Origin of the sequence: Oryzisolibacter propanilivorax (assembly GCF_900103645.1) — a bacterium.
GTDB classification, from domain to species: Bacteria; Pseudomonadota; Gammaproteobacteria; order Burkholderiales; family Burkholderiaceae_C; genus Melaminivora; species Melaminivora propanilivorax.
Map to the genome: position 1 here is coordinate 320706 of NZ_FNHP01000004.1, position 20442 is coordinate 341147.

Below are 20442 nucleotides of genomic sequence, written 5' to 3' on the forward strand. Positions count from 1 at the left end.
ATGACGACACCCTACCTGCTCGCCCTGGACCAGGGCACCTCCAGTTCGCGCTCCATCGTCTTCGACCGGGCCGGGCGCATCGTGGCACAGGCGCAGCAGGAGCTGCCGCAGCACTACCCGCGCCCCGGCTGGGTCGAGCATGACCCGCAGCAGATCTGGGCCACCCAGCTGGCCACCGCGCGCCAGGCGCTGGCGCAGGCCGGCATCGGCGCCGCCCAAGTGCGCGCCCTGGGCATCACCAACCAGCGCGAGACCACGCTGGTATGGAACCGCGCCACCGGCCAGCCCATCCACCATGCCATCGTCTGGCAGGACCGGCGCGCCGAGCCGGCCTGCGCGCGGCTGCGCGAGCAGGGCCATGAGGCGCTGATCCGGGACAAGACCGGCCTGCGGATCGACGCCTACTTCTCTGCCACCAAGCTGCAGTGGCTCCTTGAACACGTGCCTGGTGCGCGCGCAGCTGCCGAACGCGGCGAGTTGGCCTTCGGCACCGTGGACAGCTGGCTGATCTGGCAACTGACGCGCGGCGCGCGCCACGTCACCGACGTGACCAACGCCAGCCGCACCATGCTGCTGAACGTGCACAGCAACCAGTGGGACGACGAGCTGCTGGCGCTCTTGGACATCCCGCGCACGCTGATGCCCGAGGTGCTGCCCTCGTCCAGCCTGGAGTTCGGCGCCACCACGCCCGAGCTGCTGGGCGGCGCCATCCCCATCGCCGGCGTGGCCGGCGACCAGCAGAGCGCGCTGTTCGGCCAGGCGTGCTTCACACCCGGCTTGGCCAAGAACACCTACGGCACCGGCTGCTTCCTGCTGATGCACACCGGCGAGCGCTTTCAGCACAGCCAGAACGGCCTGCTCACCACCAGTGCCGCACAGCTGGCGCCCAAGCCCGGCGGCACGCCTGCCGCGCCGCAGTACGCGCTGGAGGGCAGCGTGTTCGTCGGCGGCGCCGTGGTGCAGTGGCTGCGCGACGGCCTGCACGCCATCCGCGCCAGCAGCGAGGTGCAACAGCTGGCCGAGAGCGTGCCCGACTCCGGCGGCGTGATGCTGGTGCCGGCGTTCACCGGCCTGGGCGCGCCGTACTGGCAGCCCGATGCGCGCGGCACCATCACCGGGCTGACGCGCGGCAGCACCCTGGCGCACATCGCGCGCGCGGCACTCGAATCCATCGCCTACCAGAGTGCGGCCCTGCTGGCCGCCATGGGCCGCGACGCGGTGGCCGCCGGCGGCGCACCGGTGTCGGAATTGCGCGTGGACGGCGGCGCCTGCGTGAATGACCTGCTAATGCAGTTCCAGGCCGACCTGCTGGGCATCCCGGTGGTGCGCCCGGCCTGCGTCGAGACCACCGCCCTGGGTGCGGCCTGGCTGGCCGGCCTGGCCTCAGGCGTGTATGCCGACCAGGACGAACTCAGCGGCCTGTGGCGCGCCGAGCGGCGCTTCGTGCCGACGCTGGCGCCGGGGCGTGCGCAGGAGCTGATGGCGCGCTGGGAACATGCCGTGGCGCAGGCGACGCTGCCACCCGATCACTCCTGAAAAGATAGCTGCAGACCCTTGAAATACATGGGCTGAATCCATTTTTTCCTTGAAAATAGCCGGAAAGACACATCCGGCGACCAAACTCCTTCTTCCAGTTACCTTATCTCCTCACCATGACCGTCACTGCCCTGCCCTCGCTCGACACCCCCATCGCCTTCATCGGCGGCGGCAACATGGCCAGCGCGCTGATCGGTGGCCTGCTGCGCCAGGGCCTGCCGGCCGCGCAACTCGAAGTCGTCGAGCCGTTCGAGCCGGCGCGCGCCGCGCTGGCACAGGCCTTCGGCGTCACGGCGCAGGCGGCGCCGTCGCCGGCGCTGGCGCGCGCACGGCTGGTGCTGTGGGCCGTCAAGCCGCAGACCTTCGCCGCCGCCGCCCGCGAAGTGCGCACGCACGCCGCGCCCGGAGCGCTGCACCTGAGCGTGGCCGCCGGCATCACCACGGACAGCATCGCGCACTGGCTGGGCAGCGAGCGCATCGTGCGCGCCATGCCCAACACGCCAGCGCTGGTCGGGCGCGGCATGACCGGGCTGTATGCGCGCCCCCAGGTCGATGCGGCCGCGCGGGCGCTGGTCGAGCAGGTGCTGGAGCCGACCGGCCAGCTCCTGTGGCTGCAGGACGAGGCGCAGCTGGACGCGGTCACCGCGCTGTCTGGCTCGGGCCCGGCGTATGTGTTCCTGTTCCTGGAGGCGATGGCGCGCGCCGGCACCGAGATGGGCCTGACCGAAGCGCAGGCGCGGCAACTGGCGCTGGCCACCTTCCAGGGCGCGTCCGAGCTGGCCGCACGCTCGGGCGACGCCCCGGCCCTGCTGCGCCAGCGCGTGACCAGCCCCGGCGGCACCACCCACGCCGCCATCAGCCACATGCAGCAGCACCAGGTGCCCGAGCAGTTCATCGCCGCCATGCACGCCGCACAGGCACGGGCGCAGGCCATGGCGGCGGAGTTCGGGAAGGACCACGAGGCAATCCCCTGAGGCGCTGCGCGCCTTCCCCCCTGCTCTCGCACCGTTGCGCGCAGCGGGAAGGGGGGCGCCACCGGTGCTGCGGGGCGGCCCTGGCACGGCGGCTGCTGGCGCCAGTTGCGCCCGCGACCCAACCATGCGGCACACCGAAAAATTACATGAAAATGGGCTTCAGCCCTTGACAATCAAGGGCCTGCAGCTATTGATTGCGTAGCATGAAGCCCAGCGCCACGCCGGCGAAGATCGCCGCGCCGATCCAGTGGCTCTGGCTGAAGGCAACGAAGCAGCCGGCGCGCGTGCGGCCACGGATCAGCGTCCAGTGCCAGGCGACCTGCGCGGCGGCGGCGCCCAGGCCCAGCCACAGCGGCCAGCCCAGGCCCTGCGGCGCCAGTGCCGCGGCGGTCAATCCCAGGCACAGGACGAAGAACAGCATCACCCCGGCGACGTCGAAGCGCCCCAGCGTGATGGCCGAGGTGCGCATGCCGATCTTCAGGTCGTCGTCGCGGTCCACCATGGCGTATTCGGTGTCGTAGGCCAGCACCAGGAACAGGTTGGCCAGCCACAGCAGCCAGGCCAGCCCCGGCACCCGGCCCTGCACGGCGGCGAAGGCGATCAGGATGCCGAAGTTGAACGCCAGCCCCAGGAAGGCCTGCGGCATGGCGAAGAAGCGCTTGGTGAACGGATAGACGATGGTGAAGGCCAGCGCCGGCACCGACCAGGCCACGGCCTGCCAGCGCGTGGTCAGCACCAGCGCGAAGGCGACCAGCGCCAGCGCGGCGGCCAGCAGCAACGCCTCGCGCACCGAGACCTGGCCGGTGGTGATCGGCCGCGCCTGGGTGCGCTTCACATGCCGGTCGAAATCGCGGTCGGCCACGTCGTTGACGCAGCAGCCGGCACTGCGCATCAGCACCGTGCCGGCGACGAACACCGCTAGCAGGTGCCAGCCGGGAAAGCCGTCCGCCGCCACCCACAGCGCCGCCAGCGTCGGCCAGACCAGCACCAGCCAGCCGGCCGGGCGGTTGAAGCGGATCAGGTCGAGGTACAGCGCCAGGCGGCTGCGCGCGGGCGGGACGGAAGGGGCAGAGGCAGGCATGGCAGGCAACAACACGGCAACCGGCGATTGTGGCCCAGCGTCTGGTCGCGCTGGTGCAAGGGGCCGCGCCGCGCGGACATCAGGCCAGCGTTGGCCGTTGCCGGTCACAGGCCTGCGGTGCTACAGACAGGCGCCTGGCGCACGGCGCGCCCGCGCGCATGCAACGTAGGGTAGGCATGGATGCGTGGATGCGCGTGCCAGTGCTGCGCCAGCCGGCGTGGTGGCTGGCGCGCGAAGCGCGCTCTTCCCGAGGCTGCAGGCACCCGTCACCGCCCGGCGCGCCGGCGCAGCGCCCACTCCGCCGCGCCCAGCACGCAGGCCAGCCAGGCCAGCGCCAGCAGCCAGCCGGCCAGCACGTCGCTGGCGTGGTGCACGCGCAGCAGCACCCGGCTGACGCCCACGGCCAGCGCCAGTCCGACCAGCGCCAGCGCCGCCGGCCAGCGCCAGGCGCGGCGCAGCCGGGGCCACAGCAGCCAAGCCAGCGCGGCGCAGAACGCCAGCGTGCCGGCGCTGTGGCCGCTGGGAAAGCTGTGGCTGGCCTCGGTCACCCAGGCGTCTGCAGGACGCGGGCGCGCCACCTCGGCCTTCAGCGCGCGCGTCCACAGCCCGGCGCCGCCGGTGGCCGCCAGCCAGACGCCGGCGTGCAGCCAAGCCTGCCGCCGCGCCAGCGCCAGCAGCACCAGCACGCCCACGGCCAGCAGCAGGGCCACATGCCCCAATTGCGTGAACACCACCAGCGGCGTGCGCCAGTGGCTGGGCACATGGCGCTGCACCCACCCGGCCACGGCCGCGTCCAGCGCCGGCCAGTCGATCCCGCCCGCGTCGCCGGCCAGCGCCGCCGCCATGCCGGCCAGCGCCAGCGCCGCCAGCACACCGACGAGCGCCAGCGGCGGCCAGGCGCGCGCCGGCAGCACCGGCGCGCCCCAGTGCGGCGCGGCGCCGCGCGTGCGATGCAGCCAAAAGAAAAGGCCGCCCACGGCGGCCAGGGTCAGGGCCAAGCCGAAGGCGACGGCGTGGCGGTCCAGCCAGCCCCAGATCACCGGGGCGGCCCGTCCGGGGCGCAGCGCGGCATCACGCCTCGAGCAGCGAGCGCAGCATCCACGCCGTCTGCTCGTGCACCGCCAGGCGCTGCGTCAGCAGGTCGGCGGTGGGCTCGTCGCTGGCCTTGTCGGCCACCGGGAACATCTCGCGCGCGGTGCGCGCCACGGCCTCGTGGCCCTCGACCAGGATGCGCACCATCTCCAGCGCCGGCGGCGGCGCCTCGGGCGCGTCGGGCAGGCTGGCCAGCTTGCCGAAGGCGGCGTACGAGCCCGGCGCATGGTGGCCCAGCGCACGGATGCGCTCGGCGATCGGGTCGGCAGCGTTCCACAGCTCGGTGTACTGCTCCATGAACATCACGTGCAGGGTGTTGAACATCGGGCCGGTGACGTTCCAGTGGAAGTTGTGCGTCGTGAGATACAGCGTGTAGGTGTCGGCCAGCAGGCGCGACAGGCCTTGGGCGATGGCCGCGCGGTCCTTGTCGCTGATGCCGATGTCGATGCGCGGCGCGCCGCTGCGCGTCACCGGGGTCTTGTTCGCCTTGGGGGTGGTCTTGGTGCTGGGGGCCTTGGCCATGTAACAACTCCTGGTGGGGTGGGTGACGAAAAAATGCTGCCGGGCGGCGCAGGGTGGCCGCCCCGCCGGCATCATGAACCGGGCTTCAGGATAGCCGCTTGACCCCGGGCAGATCGCAGGCGTAGACCGCGTTGCGCAGCGCGGCAATCGCCTCGTAGCGCGTGAAGCTGCGCCGCCAGGCCAGCACCACGCGGCGCGTGGGCACGCCGCCGCTGTCGTCGGCGGCGATCGGCAGGTAGCGGATGTGCGCGTCGTCGCTCTTTCGGCGCCGCGCGCCGGTGTGCAGCGCGTCGCGCGGCACCGACAGGCGCGGCACCAGCGTCACGCCCATGCCGGCCGAGACCATGTGCTTGATGGTCTCCAGCGATGAGCCCTCGAAGGTGCGGCGGATGCCCTCGGCGTTGCTGGCGAAACGCGCGAACTCCGGGCAGACCTGCAGCACATGGTCGCGAAAGCAGTGCCCGGCGCCCAGCAGCAGCATGGTCTCGTTCTTCAGCTCGGTGGTGGACACGCTGTCCTGCTGCGCCAGCGGGTGGCTGGACGGCACGGCCGCCAGGAACGGCTCGTCATACAGCGGCGCCAGCGCCAAGCCGGTGTCCGGGAACGGCTCGGCCAGGATGGCGCAGTCGATCTCACCGGTGCGCAGCATCTCCAGCAGCCGGGCGGTGAAGTTCTCCTGCAGCATCAGCGGCATCTGCGGCGTGGTGGCGATGGCGTGGCGCACCAGCTGCGGCAGCAGGTAGGGGCCGATGGTGTAGATCACCCCCAGGGTCAGCACGCCGGCCAGCGGGTCCTTGCCGCGCTTGGCGATCTCCTTGATGGCGGCGGCCTGCTCCAGCACGCTCTGCGCCTGGCGCACGATCTCCTCGCCCAGGGGCGTGACCGTCACGTCGCCAGTGCTGCGCTCGAACAGCTTCAGCTCCAGCTCGTCCTCGAGCTTCTTCACGGCCACCGACAGCGTCGGCTGCGAGACATAGCAGGCCTCGGCGGCGCGGCCGAAGTGCCGCTCGCGCGCCACGGCGACGATGTATTTGAGTTCGGTCAGGGTCATGAACGGATATGCGCCATGGCGTCAGGCTTTCAAGTAGTCCGATTTTGAGCCCAGCCAGCGCTCGACGTGCTGCGCCGCCAGCTCGGGATACTGCTCCAGCATCACCGGCGCCACCTCGCGCGCCCAGTCCAGCAGGCCGGTGTCGCCGGCCAGGTCGGCGAAGCGCAGCAGCGCATCGCCCGACTGGCGCGCGCCCAGGAATTCGCCCGGGCCGCGGATCTCCAGGTCGCGCCGGGCGATCTCGAAGCCGTCGTTGGTCTCCTGCATGGCTTTGAGGCGCTCGCGCGCGGTCTCGCCCAGGCGGCCGGAATCGCCGGTGGCATACAGCAGCACGCAGGCCGAGGCCGCCGCGCCGCGGCCCACGCGCCCGCGCAGCTGGTGCAGCTGCGACAGACCGAAGCGTTCGGCGTGCTCGATGACCATCAGCGAGGCGTTGGGCACGTCCACGCCGACCTCGATCACGGTGGTCGAGACCAGCACGCCCATGCGCCCGGACTTGAACTCCTCCATCACCGCCTTCTTCTCGGCGGGTGGCAGGCGCGAGTGCAGCAGCCCGACCGGCGTGCCGGCCAGGGCCTCGGCCAGCTCGGCGTGCGTGGCGGTGGCGTTGGACAGATCCAGCGCCTCGCTCTCCTCGATCAGCGGGCAGACCCAGTACACCTGCCGCCCGGCGGCGACCTGCGCGGCGATGCGCTCTATCAGCTCGTCGCGCCGGCTGTCGGCGATCACGCGCGTGACGATGGGCGTGCGCCCGGGCGGCAGCTCGTCGATGGTGGACACGTCCAGGTCGGCGTAATAACTCATCGCCAGCGTGCGCGGGATGGGCGTGGCGCTCATCATCAGCATGTGCGGCTCCTCGCGCAGGTGGGCGTTCTTCTGGCGCAGCGCCAGGCGCTGGGCGACGCCGAAGCGGTGCTGCTCGTCGATCACCGCCAGCCCCAGGCGGGCAAAGCGCACCTGCTCCTGGATCACCGCGTGCGTGCCCACCACCAGCGCCGCCGTGCCGTCCTTGATGGCCTGCAACATCGCCGCGCGCTCGCGTTTCTTCTGCCCGCCGGCCAGCCAGGCGATGCCCTGCCCGCGCGCGCCCAGCAGCGGGCGCAGCCAGCCGATCAGTTTGGCGAAGTGCTGCTCGGCCAGGATCTCGGTGGGCGCCATCAGCGCGCACTGCCAGCCGGCGTCCATGCAGATGCACGCGGCCAGCGCCGCCACCACCGTCTTGCCGGAGCCGACGTCGCCCTGCAGCAGGCGGTGCATGGGGCGGCTTTGCCCCAGGTCGCGCGCGATCTCGTCCACCACGCGCCGCTGCGCGCCGGTCAGCTCGAACGGCAGCGCCGCCAGCAGCTGCTCGTGCAGGGGCTGTTCGGCGGCGGGCGCCAGGGTCGGCGCGGCCAGCTGCGCGCGTTCGCGCCGCGCGGCGAACTGTGACAGCTGCTGCGCCAGCAGCTCCTCGGCTTTCAGGCGCTGCCAGGCTGGGTGGCTGTGGTCCTCCAGCGTCGCCAGCGCCACGTCGGGCGCCGGGCGGTGCAAAAACAAGAGCGCATCGCGCAAGCTCCATGCCGGCTGACCGGCGTTTTGACCATACACCGCCAGCGGCGGGGGCGGCAGGCTGCGTGGCAATGTCTCGGGCAGCTGCACGCGCGTGAGGGCGGTGGCAATCGCCCGGCGCAGGTAGGCCTGCGGCAGCTGCGCCACCGTCGGGTAGACCGGGGTGAGCGCGGCGGGCAGCTCGGCGTTGGCGCTCTTGACCACCGGGTGCAGCATCTGCCGGCCCCAGAAGCCGCCGCGCACCTCGCCGCGCGCGCGCAGCCGCATGCCCACGCCCATGGTCTTGTGGTGCGAGGGGTAGAAGCTGAAAAAGCGCAGCTCGCAGCTGCCCGTGGCGTCCTGCAGCGTCACCACCAGCTGGCGGCGCGGGTGCAGCTGCACCTGGCTGTTGGTGACGGTGCCCTCGATCTGCACGCTGGCGCCCTCGCGCGCGCTGGCGATGGGGGTGATGCGCGTCTCGTCCTCGTAGCGCAGCGGCAGGTGCAGCGCCAGGTCGATGTCACGGGTGAGGCCCAGTTTGTGCAGCGCCTGGCGCGCGGGGCTGGAAGGGGCGGGAGTGGGCATGCGGACGGAAGGCGGCGGGCAAGGCAAACGGGGCGCTGGCGCAGGCTAACACGCCGGCCCGGGCCGTTGCGCCGTGCCGGGCATGCTCCGCAAAGAATAGCTGCATGCCCTTGCAGAATAACGGCTTCAGGCCATTTTGCCTCCAAATTCAACAGCCATGGCACGCTCAGCAGCGGCAGGCGCCGCGCCGATCGGAGGCACGCCCAAGATAATGGGAATTATTATCAACCAGAGCCCCGCAGCGCATCCGCCCATGACCAGCGTCTCTCCCGCCGCGCCCGCCCGGGCGTCGGCCAGTCTGCGCACGCACCGCGCACCGCCGGCGCAGCAGAGCCGGTGTGTACTGCCCCGGCCCAGCGCCGCCGCCCTGCTGGCGCTGCTGCTCCTGCCGCTGCTGTCCGCGGCGCAGGCCGGCGGCATCGCCGTCGGCGCGCCCCGTTCCGGCCAGCTGGACGCCGGCCATGCGCTGCGCCTGGAGGTGGAGGTGCCCGCCGGCCATGTGGTGCAGGGCAGCTTCGACGGTGACGGCGCGGCGCTGGACCTGCTGGACGCCAGCGGCCGGCATCTGCGCCGCCTGGTGGCCGCAGGCAGCAGCCCACAGGGCTTTACCTGGCAGGTCCGGCCGGGCCAGCAACTGCAGGTGCGCGCCGCCGCCGACGGGCCGGGCAGCGACTACCGCGTGCAGCTGGACCGCGCCCTGGCCCCGGACCGCTCCGCCGCGGGCGCCGCCGCGCCGCTGCCGGACAGCCCGCGCCTGCGCGCGCTGGCACGCACCCTGCGGGACGGCGGCGACACCGAGGCGTTCTGGCGCGAGCGCGCTGCCCAGGGCACGCCGCTGACCGAGCCGCTGGAGGGCGGCGACTGGCTGGTCACCTTCCTGTGGCGCGGCGCCGGCACCCGCAGCGTGCGCCTGTTCGGCAGCCCCTCGGGCAACCACGATCCGCTGGCCCGGCTGGGCGACAGCGATGTGTGGTGGGCGAGCTTCCGCATGCCCGACAGCGCGCGCCTGTCCTACCGCCTGGCGCCCGACGTGCCGCAGGTGGCGGGCAGCGCGCTGGACCAGCGCCGCATGATCCTGGCCACCGCGCAGCGCGACCCGCTGAACCCGCGTGTGTTCCCGGCGCGCGCCGACGCGGCGCTGGACGTGTTCCAGGGTTTTTCGGTGCTGGAACTGCCCGGCGCACCACCGCAGCCGTGGAGCGCGCCGCGCGCCGGCGCCGGTTTAGGCCCGGCGCAGCGCCACATGCTGGCCAGCCGCATCCTGGGCAACCAGCGCCCGGTCTGGCTGTACCGACCGGTGCAGGGCCCGGCGCGGGCGCTGCTGGTGCTGTTCGACGCGCACGCCTACCGCGAGGACGTGCCGGCCGCGCGCATCGTCGCCCACCTGGCGGCGGACGGGTTGATTCCGCCCACGGCGGTGCTGCTGGTGGCCAACCCCAGTCCCGCGGCACGCGCCGCCGAGCTGCCGCCGAACCCGCGCTTCGCGCGCTTCCTGGACGAGGAGTTGATGCCGTGGGCGCAGGCGCAGGGCCTGGCACTGCCACCCGAGGCCACGGTGATCGCCGGCTCCAGCTATGGCGGCCTGGCCGCGGCCTATGCCGGCCTGGTGCTGCCACAGCGCTTCGGGCGCGTGCTCAGCCTGTCGGGCTCGTTCTGGTGGGCTCCGCCGGGCGAGACGCCGGGCTGGATGATGCGCGCCTGGTCCCGGGCGCCGGTGCGGCCGGTGCGCTTTTACCTGGACGCCGGCCGCTACGAGCGCGCGCGCGGCGGGCTGGACGGCATCCTGGAAACCAACCGCCACCTGGCCGACGTGCTGCGCGCGCGCGGCTATCCGGTGGTGCAGCGCGAGCACGCCACCGGACACGACTACCTGCACTGGCAGGGCGCGCTGGCCTGCGGGCTGGTGGCGCTGCTGCACCCGGGCACGCAGGCGCCGCCGCTGGCAGCCTGCCCCGATACCGACCCGTGAATTCGCCGGGCGGTCACCGCCACACCCGGGCGCAGCGCAACCAGCGCGGGACCGGCCGCGGCACCGCGTTGCCGCGCGCGAGCCCTGGCGCACATGCACGCGCCCCGACCGGGAAGCGCGGCTGACGGCGCGCTGGCCAGCGCGCCGTCAGCCGCCTTCGCCCAGGCAGCGGTCGCGCCCGGCGGCCTTGGCGCGGTACAGCGCCGCGTCGGCACGCGCCACCAGCGCCGCCGAGCCGCTGGCGCCCGGCGCGTCGGCCGGCGGCACGTCGGCGCACACCCCGGCGCTGACCGTGACGTGCGGCGCCCCGGGTGAGGCCGCGTGCGGCCGGGCCAGCGCCCGCACCGCCTGCACCATGGCCTGGCCCACGGCCAGCGCGCCGGCCGCGTCGGTGTCGGGCAGGATCGCCGCCAGCTCCTCGCCGCCGTAGCGCGCCACCAGGTCGCTGTCGCGGCGCAGGCAGCCGCGCACCGCGTGCGCCACCGCCTGCAGGCAGGCGTCGCCCTGCAGGTGGCCGTAGTGGTCGTTGTAGCGCTTGAAATGGTCCACATCCAGCATCACCAGCGCCAGCGGGCGCCGTCCGCGCCGGGCCAGCGCGCAGGCCTGCTCCAGCCGTTCGTTGAAGCTGGCGCGGTTGGCAATGCCCAGCAGCGCATCGGTGCGCGAGGCCACGCGCAGGCGCTCGTTGGCCTGCTGCAGCTCGGCGGTGCGCTGCGCCACGCGCTCCTCCAGCGTCTGGTTGGCCCGCGCCAGTTGCGCGTTCTGCGCCGACAGCACGCCGTACAGCCGCCCGATCATGCGCAGCAGCGCCTGCGTGCCCTGGTCGTGGCCCTCGCGCTCGTGCTCGAAGGCCTCGGCCGCTGCCGTGCCGGCCTCGATGGCGGCGATCTGGCGCGCCATCGCCTGGTCGATGCCCAGGATGTGCAGGCCCAGCCACGAGGTCAGGAAGCCGGCCAGCGTCGCCGCCTGGTCCTGCATGTGCCGGCGCTGGCTCCACAGCAGGCGGATCTGCTCGACGAACTGCTGGTGCAGCGCGCAGTGCGCCTGCACGTGGCGCTCGTCCAGCCCGGCGCGGCGCATCAGCTCCTCCTCCTCGTGGAAGTGGTATTGCGTGTACGCCAGCAGCCGCTGGTAGATGGCGTGCGCCGGCCCATCGTCGGCGCCGGCGCCCTGGAACAGCGCGCGGCTGAGCTCGTCGAACAACGCGATCAGCGCGCGGTGCTGTTCGTCGACGTCGCCCAGGTGGGTGAGATAGCTGTCGTCCCAGACAAAGGAAGGTTCCATTACGCAAAGGGCGCGCCAGGCGCCAGGGCAGCCAAACAAACCGGCCAGTGTATGAAACACCGCCACCGTTCCCATGACCTGCGACAAGGACGCCATTTGCGACAATCGCGCGCATTTTTTCGCCGCTCCACCGCCCCTTCGCATGCCCGACACCCACCGCCCCTTCACCCTGAGCGACTTCGACTTCGCGCTGCCCGAAGCGCTCATCGCCCAGCACCCGGCGCCCGAGCGCAGCGCCTCGCGCCTGCTCGACGGGCGCGGCGCGCAACCCGTCGACCGCATCTTCCGCGCGCTGCCCGAACTGCTGGCGCCCGGCGACCTGCTGGTGTTCAACGACACGCGCGTGGTGCGCGCGCGCATCTTTGGCGAGAAGGCCAGCGGCGGCAAGCTGGAGCTGCTGATCGAGCGCGTGCTGGACGGCGGCCAAGTGGTGGCGCACATGAAGGTCAGCAAGAAACCGCAGCCCGGCGCCGTGCTGCACCTGGCGGGCGGGCGCGCGCGTGGCGGCTTCGACGCGCTGCTGCTGGGGCGCTGGCCGAACGCCGACGGCCCGCTGTTTCGCCTGGCGCTGCAGCCGCCGGCCGGCGAGTCGCCCTGGGAGCTGATGGAGCGCCACGGCCACCTGCCGCTGCCGCCCTACATCGCGCGCCAGCAGTCCGGCGGCAACGACCCGGACGCGACCGAGGATGCCGAGCGCTACCAGACCGTGTTCGCCGACAAGCCCGGCGCCGTGGCCGCGCCCACGGCGGCGCTGCATTTCGACGCGGGGGTGCTGGCCGCCCTGGCGGCGCGCGGCATCGAGCGCGCCAGCGTCACGCTGCACGTGGGCGCGGGCACCTTCCAGCCGGTCAAGACCGAGAACCTCGCCGAACACCGCATGCACAGCGAGTGGTATGACATTCCGCCGGCGACGCTGGCCGCGCTGGAGCGCTGCCGCCAGCGCGGCGGGCGCGTGGTGGCGGTGGGCACGACCACCGTGCGCACGCTCGAGTCGTGGGCACAAAGCGGGCGGGCGACGGGCGACACCAGCATCTTCATCACGCCGGGTTTCGCCTTCCAGGTGGTCGACCTGCTGGTCACCAACTTCCACCTGCCGCGCAGCACGCTGATGATGCTGGTCAGCGCCCTGTCCGGTTACGAGCACGTCATGGCGCTGTACCGGCACGCGGTGGCCGAGGGCTACCGCTTCTTCAGTTACGGCGACGCGATGCTGCTGCAGCGCCAGGATTTACTATTAAAAAAATAGCTACTTGTCCTTACTTGCAAAGGGCTACAGGCCGATTTTGCTTCAAAACCCTGCAGCACGGCCACAGGCTGCGTCACTGGCCGTGCTGCAGCTTGAACGCGCGTGCCTGGCCAAAATGCCCACAGCCGATGAAGGGGCGCGGCGGGCGCTCGGCCGATAGCGGCGAGGGGTGGTTGGCCAGCAGCACCAGGTGGCCGCGGTCCTCGGGGATAAAGGACTGCTTGGCCTGGGCATGGCTGCCCCAGAGCATGAACACCACCGGGCGCGGCCCTTCGGCCACCTGCCGGATCACGGCGTCGGTCAGCTGCTCCCAGCCCTTGCCGGCGTGGCTGGCGGCCTGGCCCTCTTCCACCGTGAGCGTGGTGTTGAGCAGCAGCACGCCGTTTTCGGCCCATTTGACCAGGCTGCCGCCAGGCTGCGGGAACGGCGGCGGCGGCGTGCCCAGGTCGCGCTGCATCTCCTTGAAGATGTTGCGCAGCGACGGCGGAATGCGCACGCCCGGGCGCACCGAGAACGCCAGGCCCTCGCCCTGGCCACGGCCGTGGTAGGGGTCCTGGCCCAGGATGACCACGCGCACCTCCTGCGGCGGGGTCAGCTGCAGCGCGCGCAGCGGCTGCGGCGGAAAGATCACCGCGCCGGCCGCCAGCCGCTGGCGCAGGAAGCCCAGCAGCCCCTGGCCGCGTGGGCTGGCGAAGAACTCGTCCACCAGCGGCTGCCAGCCCGGCGCGACGGGCCAGTCGGCCGGGTCGGCGCTGGGCAACTGGCTGTCGGGATCGGTCGGTGCATGGGTCGTCATGCGGCTCTCCTGAAAATGGCAAGGGGTGGCCAGCGCCCGGGCCGGGCGAGCGCGGCGCGCGACCGGGCGGCGGATGGCCGCGACGATGGCACGCATGCCGCGTCCCGTGCGTGGCCCCTGGCACCGGCGCCGCGTCAGCCGAACAGCCGCGCCAGCGCCTGCCCCGGTTCGGGTGCGCGCATGAAGGCCTCGCCGACCAGGAAGGCGTGCACATCGGCGTCGCGCAGGCGCTGCACGTCTTCCCGGGTGGCGATGCCGGACTCGGCCACCAGCAGGCGCCCGGGCGGCACCTCGCGGCGCAGCTCCAGCGTGGTCTCCAGCCGCACCTGGAAGGTGCGCAGGTCGCGGTTGTTGATGCCGACCAGTGGCGTCTTCAGGCGCAGTGCGCGCTCCAGCTCGGCCGCGTCGTGCACCTCGACCAGCACCGCCATGTCCAGGCCGTGGGCGATGGCCTCCAGGTCGGCCAGCTGGGCGTCGTCCAGGCAGGCGGCGATCAGCAGGATGCAGTCGGCGCCCAGGGCGCGCGACTCGTAGACCTGCCACGGATCGACCATGAAGTCCTTGCGCAGCACCGGCAGCGGGCAGCTGGCGCGCGCCTGCTTCAGGTAGTCGCCCTGGCCCTGGAAGTACTGCCGGTCGGTCAGCACCGACAGGCAGGCGGCGCTGACGCCGCCCTCGCCCTCGGCGTAGCTTTGCGCGATGTCGGCCGGGATGAAGTCGGCGCGGATCACGCCCTGGCTAGGGCTGGCCTTCTTGATCTCGGCGATGACGGCGGCCTGGCCAGCGGCGATCTTCGCGCGCAGGGCGCCCTCGAAGTCGCGCGTCAGCACGCGGCTTTCGGCGTCGCGGCGCACATCGGCCAGGGACAGGCGCTGCTGCGCGGCGGCCACTTCCTCGCGCTTGGTGGCGCAGATCTTTTGCAGGATGTCGGACACGGATTTCCTTGGGAATAAAGGGTCGCCAGGTTCAGTCCTGGCGCGGCGGCGCGCGCAGCACCCGGCGGATGACCTGGTGCATGACCACGGCCACGACGATGGACAGCAGCGACACGCCCAGCACGATCCACGTGCCGGGGTCGCGCCAGATGGGGGCGTCCAGCAGGCTCATGGCGTCTTTCTCCTTCAGGCCGCGGCCACGGGCTGCGCCAGTGCCTGGGTGTAGGCGGCCAGCTCGCGCAGCTTGGCCAGCGCGGCGCCGCTGTCGATGGTGGCCTGCGCGCGCGCCAGGCCCTCGGCGATGCCGGGCACGACGCCGGCGGCGTACAGCGCGGCGCCGGCGTTCAGGCAGACGATGTCGCGCGCCGGGCCGTCGGCGCCCTCCAGCACCTGCAGCAGCAGCGCGCGCGACTGCTCGGGGTTGTCCACGCGCAGCGCGCGCGTGCCGGCCATGCGCAGGCCGAAGTCCTCGGGGTGGATCTCGTACTCGCGCACCACACCGTCCTTCAGCTCGCCCACCAGCGTGCCGGCGCCCAGGCTGATCTCGTCCAGCCCGTCGCGGCCGTAGACCACCAGCGCGTGCTCGGCGCCCAGGCGCTGCAGCGCGCGCACTTGGATGCCGACCAGGTCCTCATGGAACACGCCCATCAGCGTGTTCGGCGCGCCCGCCGGGTTGGTCAGCGGCCCGAGGATGTTGAACAGCGTGCGCACGCCCAGCTCGCGGCGCACCGGCGCGACGTTCTTCATCGCTGGGTGGTGGTTCGGCGCGAACATGAAGCCGATGCCGACGTCGCGGATGCAGGCGGCGACCTGCTCGGGCTCCAGCGCAATGTTCACGCCCAGCGCCTCCATGGCGTCGGCGCTGCCGCTCTTGCTGCTGACGCTGCGCCCGCCATGCTTGGCGCAGCGCGCGCCGGCGGCGGCGATCACGAAGGTGGCGCAGGTGGAGATGTTGAAGGTGCCCGCGCCGTCGCCGCCGGTGCCGACGATGTCCACCAGATGGCGCGTGTCGGGCACATGCACCTGGCGCGCGAACTCGCGCATGACCTGCGCGGCGGCGGTGATCTCGCCGATGGTCTCCTTCTTGACGCGCAGACCGGTGAGGATGGCCGCCGTCATCACCGGCGACAGCTCGCCGCCCATGATCAGGCGCATCAGGTGCAGCATCTCGTCGTGGAAGATCTCGCGGTGCTCGATGGTGCGCTGCAGCGCTTCCTGCGGGGTGATGGGCGACATCCGCTTTGCTCCTTTTTATATAGCTACATGCCCGTTGTGCAAAAGGGCCAGCAACCGTTTTGGCTTGAAAAACCTCAAACCTGCGGCTGCAGGAAGTTCTTCAGCATGGCGTGGCCGTGCTCGGTCAGGATGCTCTCGGGGTGGAACTGCACGCCCTGGATGTCCAGCTCGCGGTGGCGCACGCCCATGATCTCGCCGTCGTCGGTCCAGGCCGTGACCTCCAGCACCTCGGGGCAGCTGGCGCGCTCGATCGCCAGCGAGTGGTAGCGGTTCACGGTGAACTGCGCCGGCAGACCGGCGAACACACCCTGCCGGGTGGTGGTGATGGTGCTGGTCTTGCCGTGCATCAGCTGCTGCGCGCGCACCACGTTGCCGCCGAACGCCGCGCCGATGGCCTGGTGGCCCAGGCACACGCCCAGGATCGGCAGGCGCCCGGCGAAATGCCGGATGGCCGCCACCGACACCCCGGCCTCGGCCGGCGAGCAGGGGCCGGGCGAGATCACCAGCCGGTCCGGCGCTTCGCGCTCGATGCCTTGCAGGTCGATCTCATCGTTGCGGAACACCTGCACCTCGGCGCCCAGCTCGGCGAAGTACTGCACGATGTTCCAGGTGAAGCTGTCGTAGTTGTCCACCATCAGCACGCGGGTCATGGTGCGGTCTCCTGTTGCAGCTGCGGCTTGCGGCCCTCGGCGGTCAAACGGTCGAATTCGCGGTGTTCGAAGGCGATGAACGCCTCCATCATGGCGCGGTAGATGGCCTCGATGACGTCTGGCTCGCCGCCTTCCGCGGCGGCGCGCGCGCGCACGCGCCGCACGATGTCCTCGATGCGCGCCTCGTCGCGCACCTGCGAGGCCAGGGGCTTGAGCGTCGCGGCCTGCGTCATGTAGCCGCCGCGCTCGACCAGCAGCGGCACCAGGGTGTCGTCCAGCGCGTCGATGTGCCTGCGCACCTCGTCCATGCTGGCGCAGCGGCGGGTGCGGTCGATGGCGCGTTCGGTGGGGTGCGTCATTCCAGTCCTTCCTCGACGAGCTCGGCGGCGCGCAGCAGCGCCCGCGCCTTGTGCTCGGTTTCCTTCCATTCCAGCTCGGGCACCGAATCGGCCACCACCCCGGCCGCGGCCTGCACGTACAGTTGGCCGTCCTTGACGATGGCGGTGCGGATAGCGATCGCCACGTCCATGTCGCCGGCGAAGCTCAGGTAGCCGCAGGCGCCGCCGTACAGCCCGCGCTTGACGGGCTCGAGCTGGTCGATCAGTTCCATGGCGTGCACCTTGGGCGCGCCGGTCAGCGTGCCGGCGGGGAACGTCGCCTTCAACACGTCCATGCTGGTCATGCCGTCCTTGAGCAGCCCCTCGACGTTGCTGACGATGTGCATGACGTGGCTGTAGCGCTCCACGGCAAAGGCCTCGGTCACCTTCACGCTGCCGGTTTGGGCGATGCGGCCGATGTCGTTGCGCGCCAGGTCGATCAGCATGACGTGCTCGGCGCGCTCCTTCGGGTCGGCGATCAACTCCTGCTCGATGGCTATATCCGCCTCGGGGCTGGCGCCGCGCGCGCGGGTGCCGGCCAGCGGGCGGATGGTGACCTTCTGCCCGCCCTCCACCGCCTCCTGGCGCACCAGGATCTCGGGGCTGGCGCCCACCACCTGAAAGTCGCCGAAGTGGTAGTAGTACATGTACGGCGACGGGTTCAGCGAGCGCAGCGCGCGGTACAGCGACAGCGGGCTTTCCGTGTAGCGCTTGTGCATGCGCTGGCCGACCTGCACCTGCATGAAGTCGCCGGCGGCGATCAGTTCCTTGGCGCGCAGCACGGCCGCCAGGTAGTCCTCCTTGGCGAAGCTGCGCTGCACCGGGTGCGATTCGCCGGCGCGCACCACCGGGGCGCTGACCGAGTATTTGAGCTGGTCCTTCAGCTCGCGCAGGCGCTTCTTGCCGCGCGCGTAGGCCTCGGGCTGGGACGGGTCGGCGTAGACGATGAGGTACAGCTTGCCCGACAGGTTGTCGATGACGGCCAGCTCCTCGCACTGCAGCAGCAGGATGTCCGGGCAGCCCAGGGTGTCGGGCGGGCAGCTGCCTTCCAGCTTCTTCTCGATGTAGCGCACCGCGTCGTAGCCGAAATAGCCGGCCAGGCCGCCGCAAAAGCGCGGCAGACCCGGGCGCAGCGCCACCTTGAAGCGCTTTTGGTACTCGGCGATGAAGTCCAGCGGGTTGCCGGCGTGCGTCTCGACCACCTGCCCGTCGGTCACGACCTCGGTCTTCGCCTCAGCGCCGAAACCGCTGGCGCGCAGCAGCGTGCGCGCCGGCAGGCCGATGAAGCTGTAGCGTCCGAAACGCTCGCCGCCGACGACCGACTCGAGCAGGAAGCTGTGGCTGCCGTCGCCGCGGGCATGCGCCAGCTTCAGGTACAGCGACAGCGGGGTTTCCAGATCGGCGAAGGCCTCGGCGATCAGCGGGATGCGGTTGTAGCCCTGGTGGGCCAGGCTCTTGAATTCCAGTTCAGTGATCACGGGAACGGTTTCCGGCGGGGCGGCGCGCTGCCTGAGGAGAGGGGCGCCGCGGGTTCATTCGGTCTGGCAGCCGCGCCGCGCGGGGCGGCGGCAGTGCCACGGGCGCACGCCGGGTGCGGCCCGGGTGCAGGTTACAGGTTCGATGATGCAGGCTTGCGCCAGGGCCAGGCTCCCCGGTCGCTGCGACCTGCAATGAACATGCGGTGAATGAACATAGACGGCAAAGTGTAGCAAAGCGGCCCTGCCGCGCCGTGCGCCGCTGCGCGCAAACCCCGATGTCCGCGCCAGCCTGAAAAAGAACAATCGTGCGATTTTTCATCACCTGGAGACGTACGCGATGTTGATTCCCGCCCTGCCCGCTGCGTGGCGCCGGCACGTTGCCGCCCTGACACTGAGCCTGTCGGCATTGCCCCTGGCCGCCGCCGACGCCATCACCGTGGCCGACGTGCGCTTCGCTCCCACGCAGCAGCTGCAGGGACAGCAACTGCAGCTCAACGGCGCGGGGCTGCGGCGCAAGGCGGCGTTCAAGGTCTATGCCGCCGGCCTGTACCTGGAGCAGCATGCCGGCAGCGCCGCGCAGATGCTGGCGCAGCCCGGGCCCAAGCGCCTGCGTGTGGTCATGCTGCGCGACGTGAACGCCGAGGAGCTGGGCCGTTCCTTCCTGCGCGGCATGCAGGACAGCCTGGACCGCAGCACTTTTTCCAAACTGGCGCCCAGCCTGCTGCGCATGGGCGAGATCTTCGCCCAGGGCAAGGCGCTGAAAACCGGCGACGGCTTCACCATCGACTGGCTGCCGGGCACCGGCATGGTGGTGACCATCAACGACCAGATCCTGAGCGAGCCCTTCACCGAGCCGGGCTTCTTCGAGGCCATGATGGGCATCTGGCTGGGTCCGCACCCGGCCGACGCGGGACTGAAGCAGGCGCTGCTGGGCGGCAGCAGCTGACAGAGCTTAAAAGCGTGCCCACGCTGTCAGCCCGCGGCTTCTGGAAAACCCGCCGTTGCGGGCACGCACCACCCAGCCCGAGGCCCTGTCGCCGGCGTTACAGTCAGATACTGTCTTTGCAACCGACGAGGGAACGACATGCAGTTGTCCGATATGCGGCTGGGACCGCGCCTGGGGCTGGGCTTCGGCCTGGTGCTGTTGATCACGGTGCTGGTGGGCGGCATGGGCGTGTGGCGCCTGCATGACCTGTCCACCATCACCCAGCAACTGACCAGCACCGACAACACCCGGCTGCGGGCGGTCAGCGAATGGAGCCAGGCCATCGAGCTGAACTGGGTGCGCACCCGCGCTGCCATGCTCGAGAGCGATCCGACCCGGGTGAAGCGCTGGCAGGCCGACATGGACCAGACCACCCAGTCCACCGAGCAAGCACGCAAGACCGTGGTGGAACTCATCCACAGCGACGAAGGACGGCGCATGCTGGCCGCGATCGACACGGCGCGCGGGGCCTATCGCGCCGCCCGCGCGCAACTGCTGCAGCGCAAGGCCGCCGGCGAGGACGTGGCGGCGCTGCTGGACAGCCAGCTGGCGCCGCTGGGCGACGCCTACGTCAAGAGCATCGATACGCTGGAGCAGCGCCAGCGCATGCTGTTCGACCAGACGCGCGAAGCAACTGTGCAGGTGGCCGAGGACAGCCGGCTGGTGCTGATCGCCGGCACCTTGGTGGCGCTGGTGATTGGTGCGCTGATGGCCTGGCTGCTGGCGCGCTCCATCACCCGGCCGCTGGCGCAGGCGGTGCACAGCGCCGACCAGATCGCCAAGGGGGACCTGACCCAGCCCATCGAGGCGACGGGACGCGACGAGGTGGCGCGCCTGCTGACGGCGCTGCGAGACATGCAAACCCACCTGGGGCAGCTGGTGTCGGGCGTGCGCGGCAATGCCGACGGCGTGGCCACCGCCAGCGCCGAGATCGCCCAGGGCAACCAGGACCTGTCCGCACGCACCGAGAGCCAGGCCAGCGCGCTGCAGCAGACTGCCGCCAGCATGGAGCAGCTGTCTTCCACCGTGCGCCACAACGCCGACAACGCCCAGCAGGCCAACCAGCTGGCGCAAAGCGCCAGCGGCGTCGCCCAGCAAGGCGGCGAGGTCGTGGCGCA

19 protein-coding genes are annotated in these 20442 nt (G+C 71.6%); 6 read left to right on the top strand and 13 right to left on the bottom strand.

The genetic code is table 11. The annotated features are described in order from the left end of the window. Together glpK and proC are read left to right on the top strand one after the other, a co-directional pair. Complete coding sequence (gene glpK / locus BLQ61_RS09115; protein WP_091569065.1) at positions 1-1536, top strand: glycerol kinase GlpK; 1536 nt, start codon at positions 1-3, stop codon at positions 1534-1536. Between the two features lie 116 nt (positions 1537-1652). Further along, positions 1653-2510: a pyrroline-5-carboxylate reductase gene (proC, locus tag BLQ61_RS09120; protein WP_091569067.1), complete on the top strand. Its 858-nt coding sequence runs from the start codon at positions 1653-1655 to the stop codon at positions 2508-2510. A 187-nt stretch (positions 2511-2697) separates the two neighbouring features. Here the strand turns inward: proC and ubiA are convergent, their stop codons facing one another. From ubiA to recG, 5 genes are all read right to left on the bottom strand, one after another. Beyond that, the gene (gene ubiA, locus BLQ61_RS09125; protein ID WP_091569068.1) at positions 2698-3591 is read right to left on the bottom strand and encodes a 4-hydroxybenzoate octaprenyltransferase; all 894 of its coding nucleotides are present in this window, start codon (positions 3589-3591) and stop codon (positions 2698-2700) included. A 266-nt stretch (positions 3592-3857) separates the two neighbouring features. Beyond that, positions 3858-4631, bottom strand: coding sequence for a phosphatase PAP2 family protein (locus BLQ61_RS09130; RefSeq protein WP_091569070.1), 774 nt, complete (start codon positions 4629-4631; stop codon positions 3858-3860). 31 nt (positions 4632-4662) lie between these two features. Next, entirely contained in the window at positions 4663-5205 is a 543-nt protein-coding gene (locus BLQ61_RS09135; RefSeq protein WP_091569072.1) for a Dps family protein, read from the bottom strand. An 85-nt stretch (positions 5206-5290) separates the two neighbouring features. Beyond that, a complete protein-coding gene (locus tag BLQ61_RS09140) occupies positions 5291-6256 on the bottom strand; it encodes a LysR substrate-binding domain-containing protein (protein ID WP_091569073.1) in 966 nt (321 codons plus the stop codon). Between the two features lie 21 nt (positions 6257-6277). Beyond that, positions 6278-8368 (bottom strand): ATP-dependent DNA helicase RecG, encoded by a 2091-nt coding sequence (gene recG / locus BLQ61_RS09145; protein WP_091569075.1) that lies wholly within the window; start codon positions 8366-8368, stop codon positions 6278-6280. A gap of 253 nt (positions 8369-8621) precedes the next feature. On the opposite strand from recG, the gene fes reads away from it, so the two are divergent. Next, complete coding sequence (fes, locus tag BLQ61_RS09150; protein ID WP_091569076.1) at positions 8622-10337, top strand: enterochelin esterase; 1716 nt, start codon at positions 8622-8624, stop codon at positions 10335-10337. A gap of 147 nt (positions 10338-10484) precedes the next feature. On the opposite strand, the gene BLQ61_RS09155 is transcribed toward fes, so the two are convergent. Further along, entirely contained in the window at positions 10485-11621 is a 1137-nt protein-coding gene (locus BLQ61_RS09155; RefSeq protein ID WP_091569078.1) for a GGDEF domain-containing protein, read from the bottom strand. A 142-nt stretch (positions 11622-11763) separates the two neighbouring features. Between BLQ61_RS09155 and queA the strand changes: the two genes are divergently transcribed. Further along, positions 11764-12867 carry a tRNA preQ1(34) S-adenosylmethionine ribosyltransferase-isomerase QueA gene (gene queA, locus BLQ61_RS09160; RefSeq protein ID WP_091569080.1) on the top strand — a complete coding sequence of 368 codons (1104 nt, stop codon included), beginning with the start codon at positions 11764-11766 and terminating at the stop codon, positions 12865-12867. 73 nt (positions 12868-12940) lie between these two features. Here queA and BLQ61_RS09165 read toward each other — a convergent pair whose 3' ends face one another. The 7 genes from BLQ61_RS09165 to trpE form a co-directional block, all read right to left on the bottom strand. Beyond that, on the bottom strand, positions 12941-13663 hold the full coding sequence (locus tag BLQ61_RS09165; protein WP_091569081.1) for a uracil-DNA glycosylase: 723 nt from the start codon (positions 13661-13663) through the stop codon (positions 12941-12943). A gap of 134 nt (positions 13664-13797) precedes the next feature. Beyond that, the gene (gene trpC / locus BLQ61_RS09170; RefSeq protein ID WP_091569083.1) at positions 13798-14598 is read right to left on the bottom strand and encodes an indole-3-glycerol phosphate synthase TrpC; all 801 of its coding nucleotides are present in this window, start codon (positions 14596-14598) and stop codon (positions 13798-13800) included. Positions 14599-14629: 31 nt separating this feature from the next. Next, the gene (locus BLQ61_RS17365; RefSeq protein ID WP_175488261.1) at positions 14630-14770 is read right to left on the bottom strand and encodes a hypothetical protein; all 141 of its coding nucleotides are present in this window, start codon (positions 14768-14770) and stop codon (positions 14630-14632) included. Positions 14771-14784: 14 nt separating this feature from the next. Beyond that, complete coding sequence (trpD, locus tag BLQ61_RS09175) at positions 14785-15834, bottom strand: anthranilate phosphoribosyltransferase (protein ID WP_091569085.1); 1050 nt, start codon at positions 15832-15834, stop codon at positions 14785-14787. A 74-nt stretch (positions 15835-15908) separates the two neighbouring features. Continuing rightward, positions 15909-16484 carry an anthranilate synthase component II gene (locus BLQ61_RS09180; protein WP_091569086.1) on the bottom strand — a complete coding sequence of 192 codons (576 nt, stop codon included), beginning with the start codon at positions 16482-16484 and terminating at the stop codon, positions 15909-15911. Next, positions 16481-16843: a chorismate mutase gene (locus BLQ61_RS09185; protein WP_091569088.1), complete on the bottom strand. Its 363-nt coding sequence runs from the start codon at positions 16841-16843 to the stop codon at positions 16481-16483. The genes BLQ61_RS09180 and BLQ61_RS09185 overlap by 4 nt, the downstream gene beginning before the upstream one ends. Next, the gene (trpE, locus tag BLQ61_RS09190) at positions 16840-18339 is read right to left on the bottom strand and encodes an anthranilate synthase component I (RefSeq protein ID WP_091569090.1); all 1500 of its coding nucleotides are present in this window, start codon (positions 18337-18339) and stop codon (positions 16840-16842) included. The genes BLQ61_RS09185 and trpE overlap by 4 nt, the downstream gene beginning before the upstream one ends. Positions 18340-18676: 337 nt before the next feature. On the opposite strand from trpE, the gene BLQ61_RS09195 reads away from it, so the two are divergent. Together BLQ61_RS09195 and BLQ61_RS09200 are read left to right on the top strand one after the other, a co-directional pair. Next, a complete protein-coding gene (locus BLQ61_RS09195) occupies positions 18677-19285 on the top strand; it encodes a chalcone isomerase family protein (protein WP_091569091.1) in 609 nt (202 codons plus the stop codon). 138 nt (positions 19286-19423) lie between these two features. Beyond that, positions 19424-20442 (top strand): methyl-accepting chemotaxis protein (locus BLQ61_RS09200; RefSeq protein WP_139182738.1); only part of this gene is annotated, 1019 nt, incomplete at its 3' end.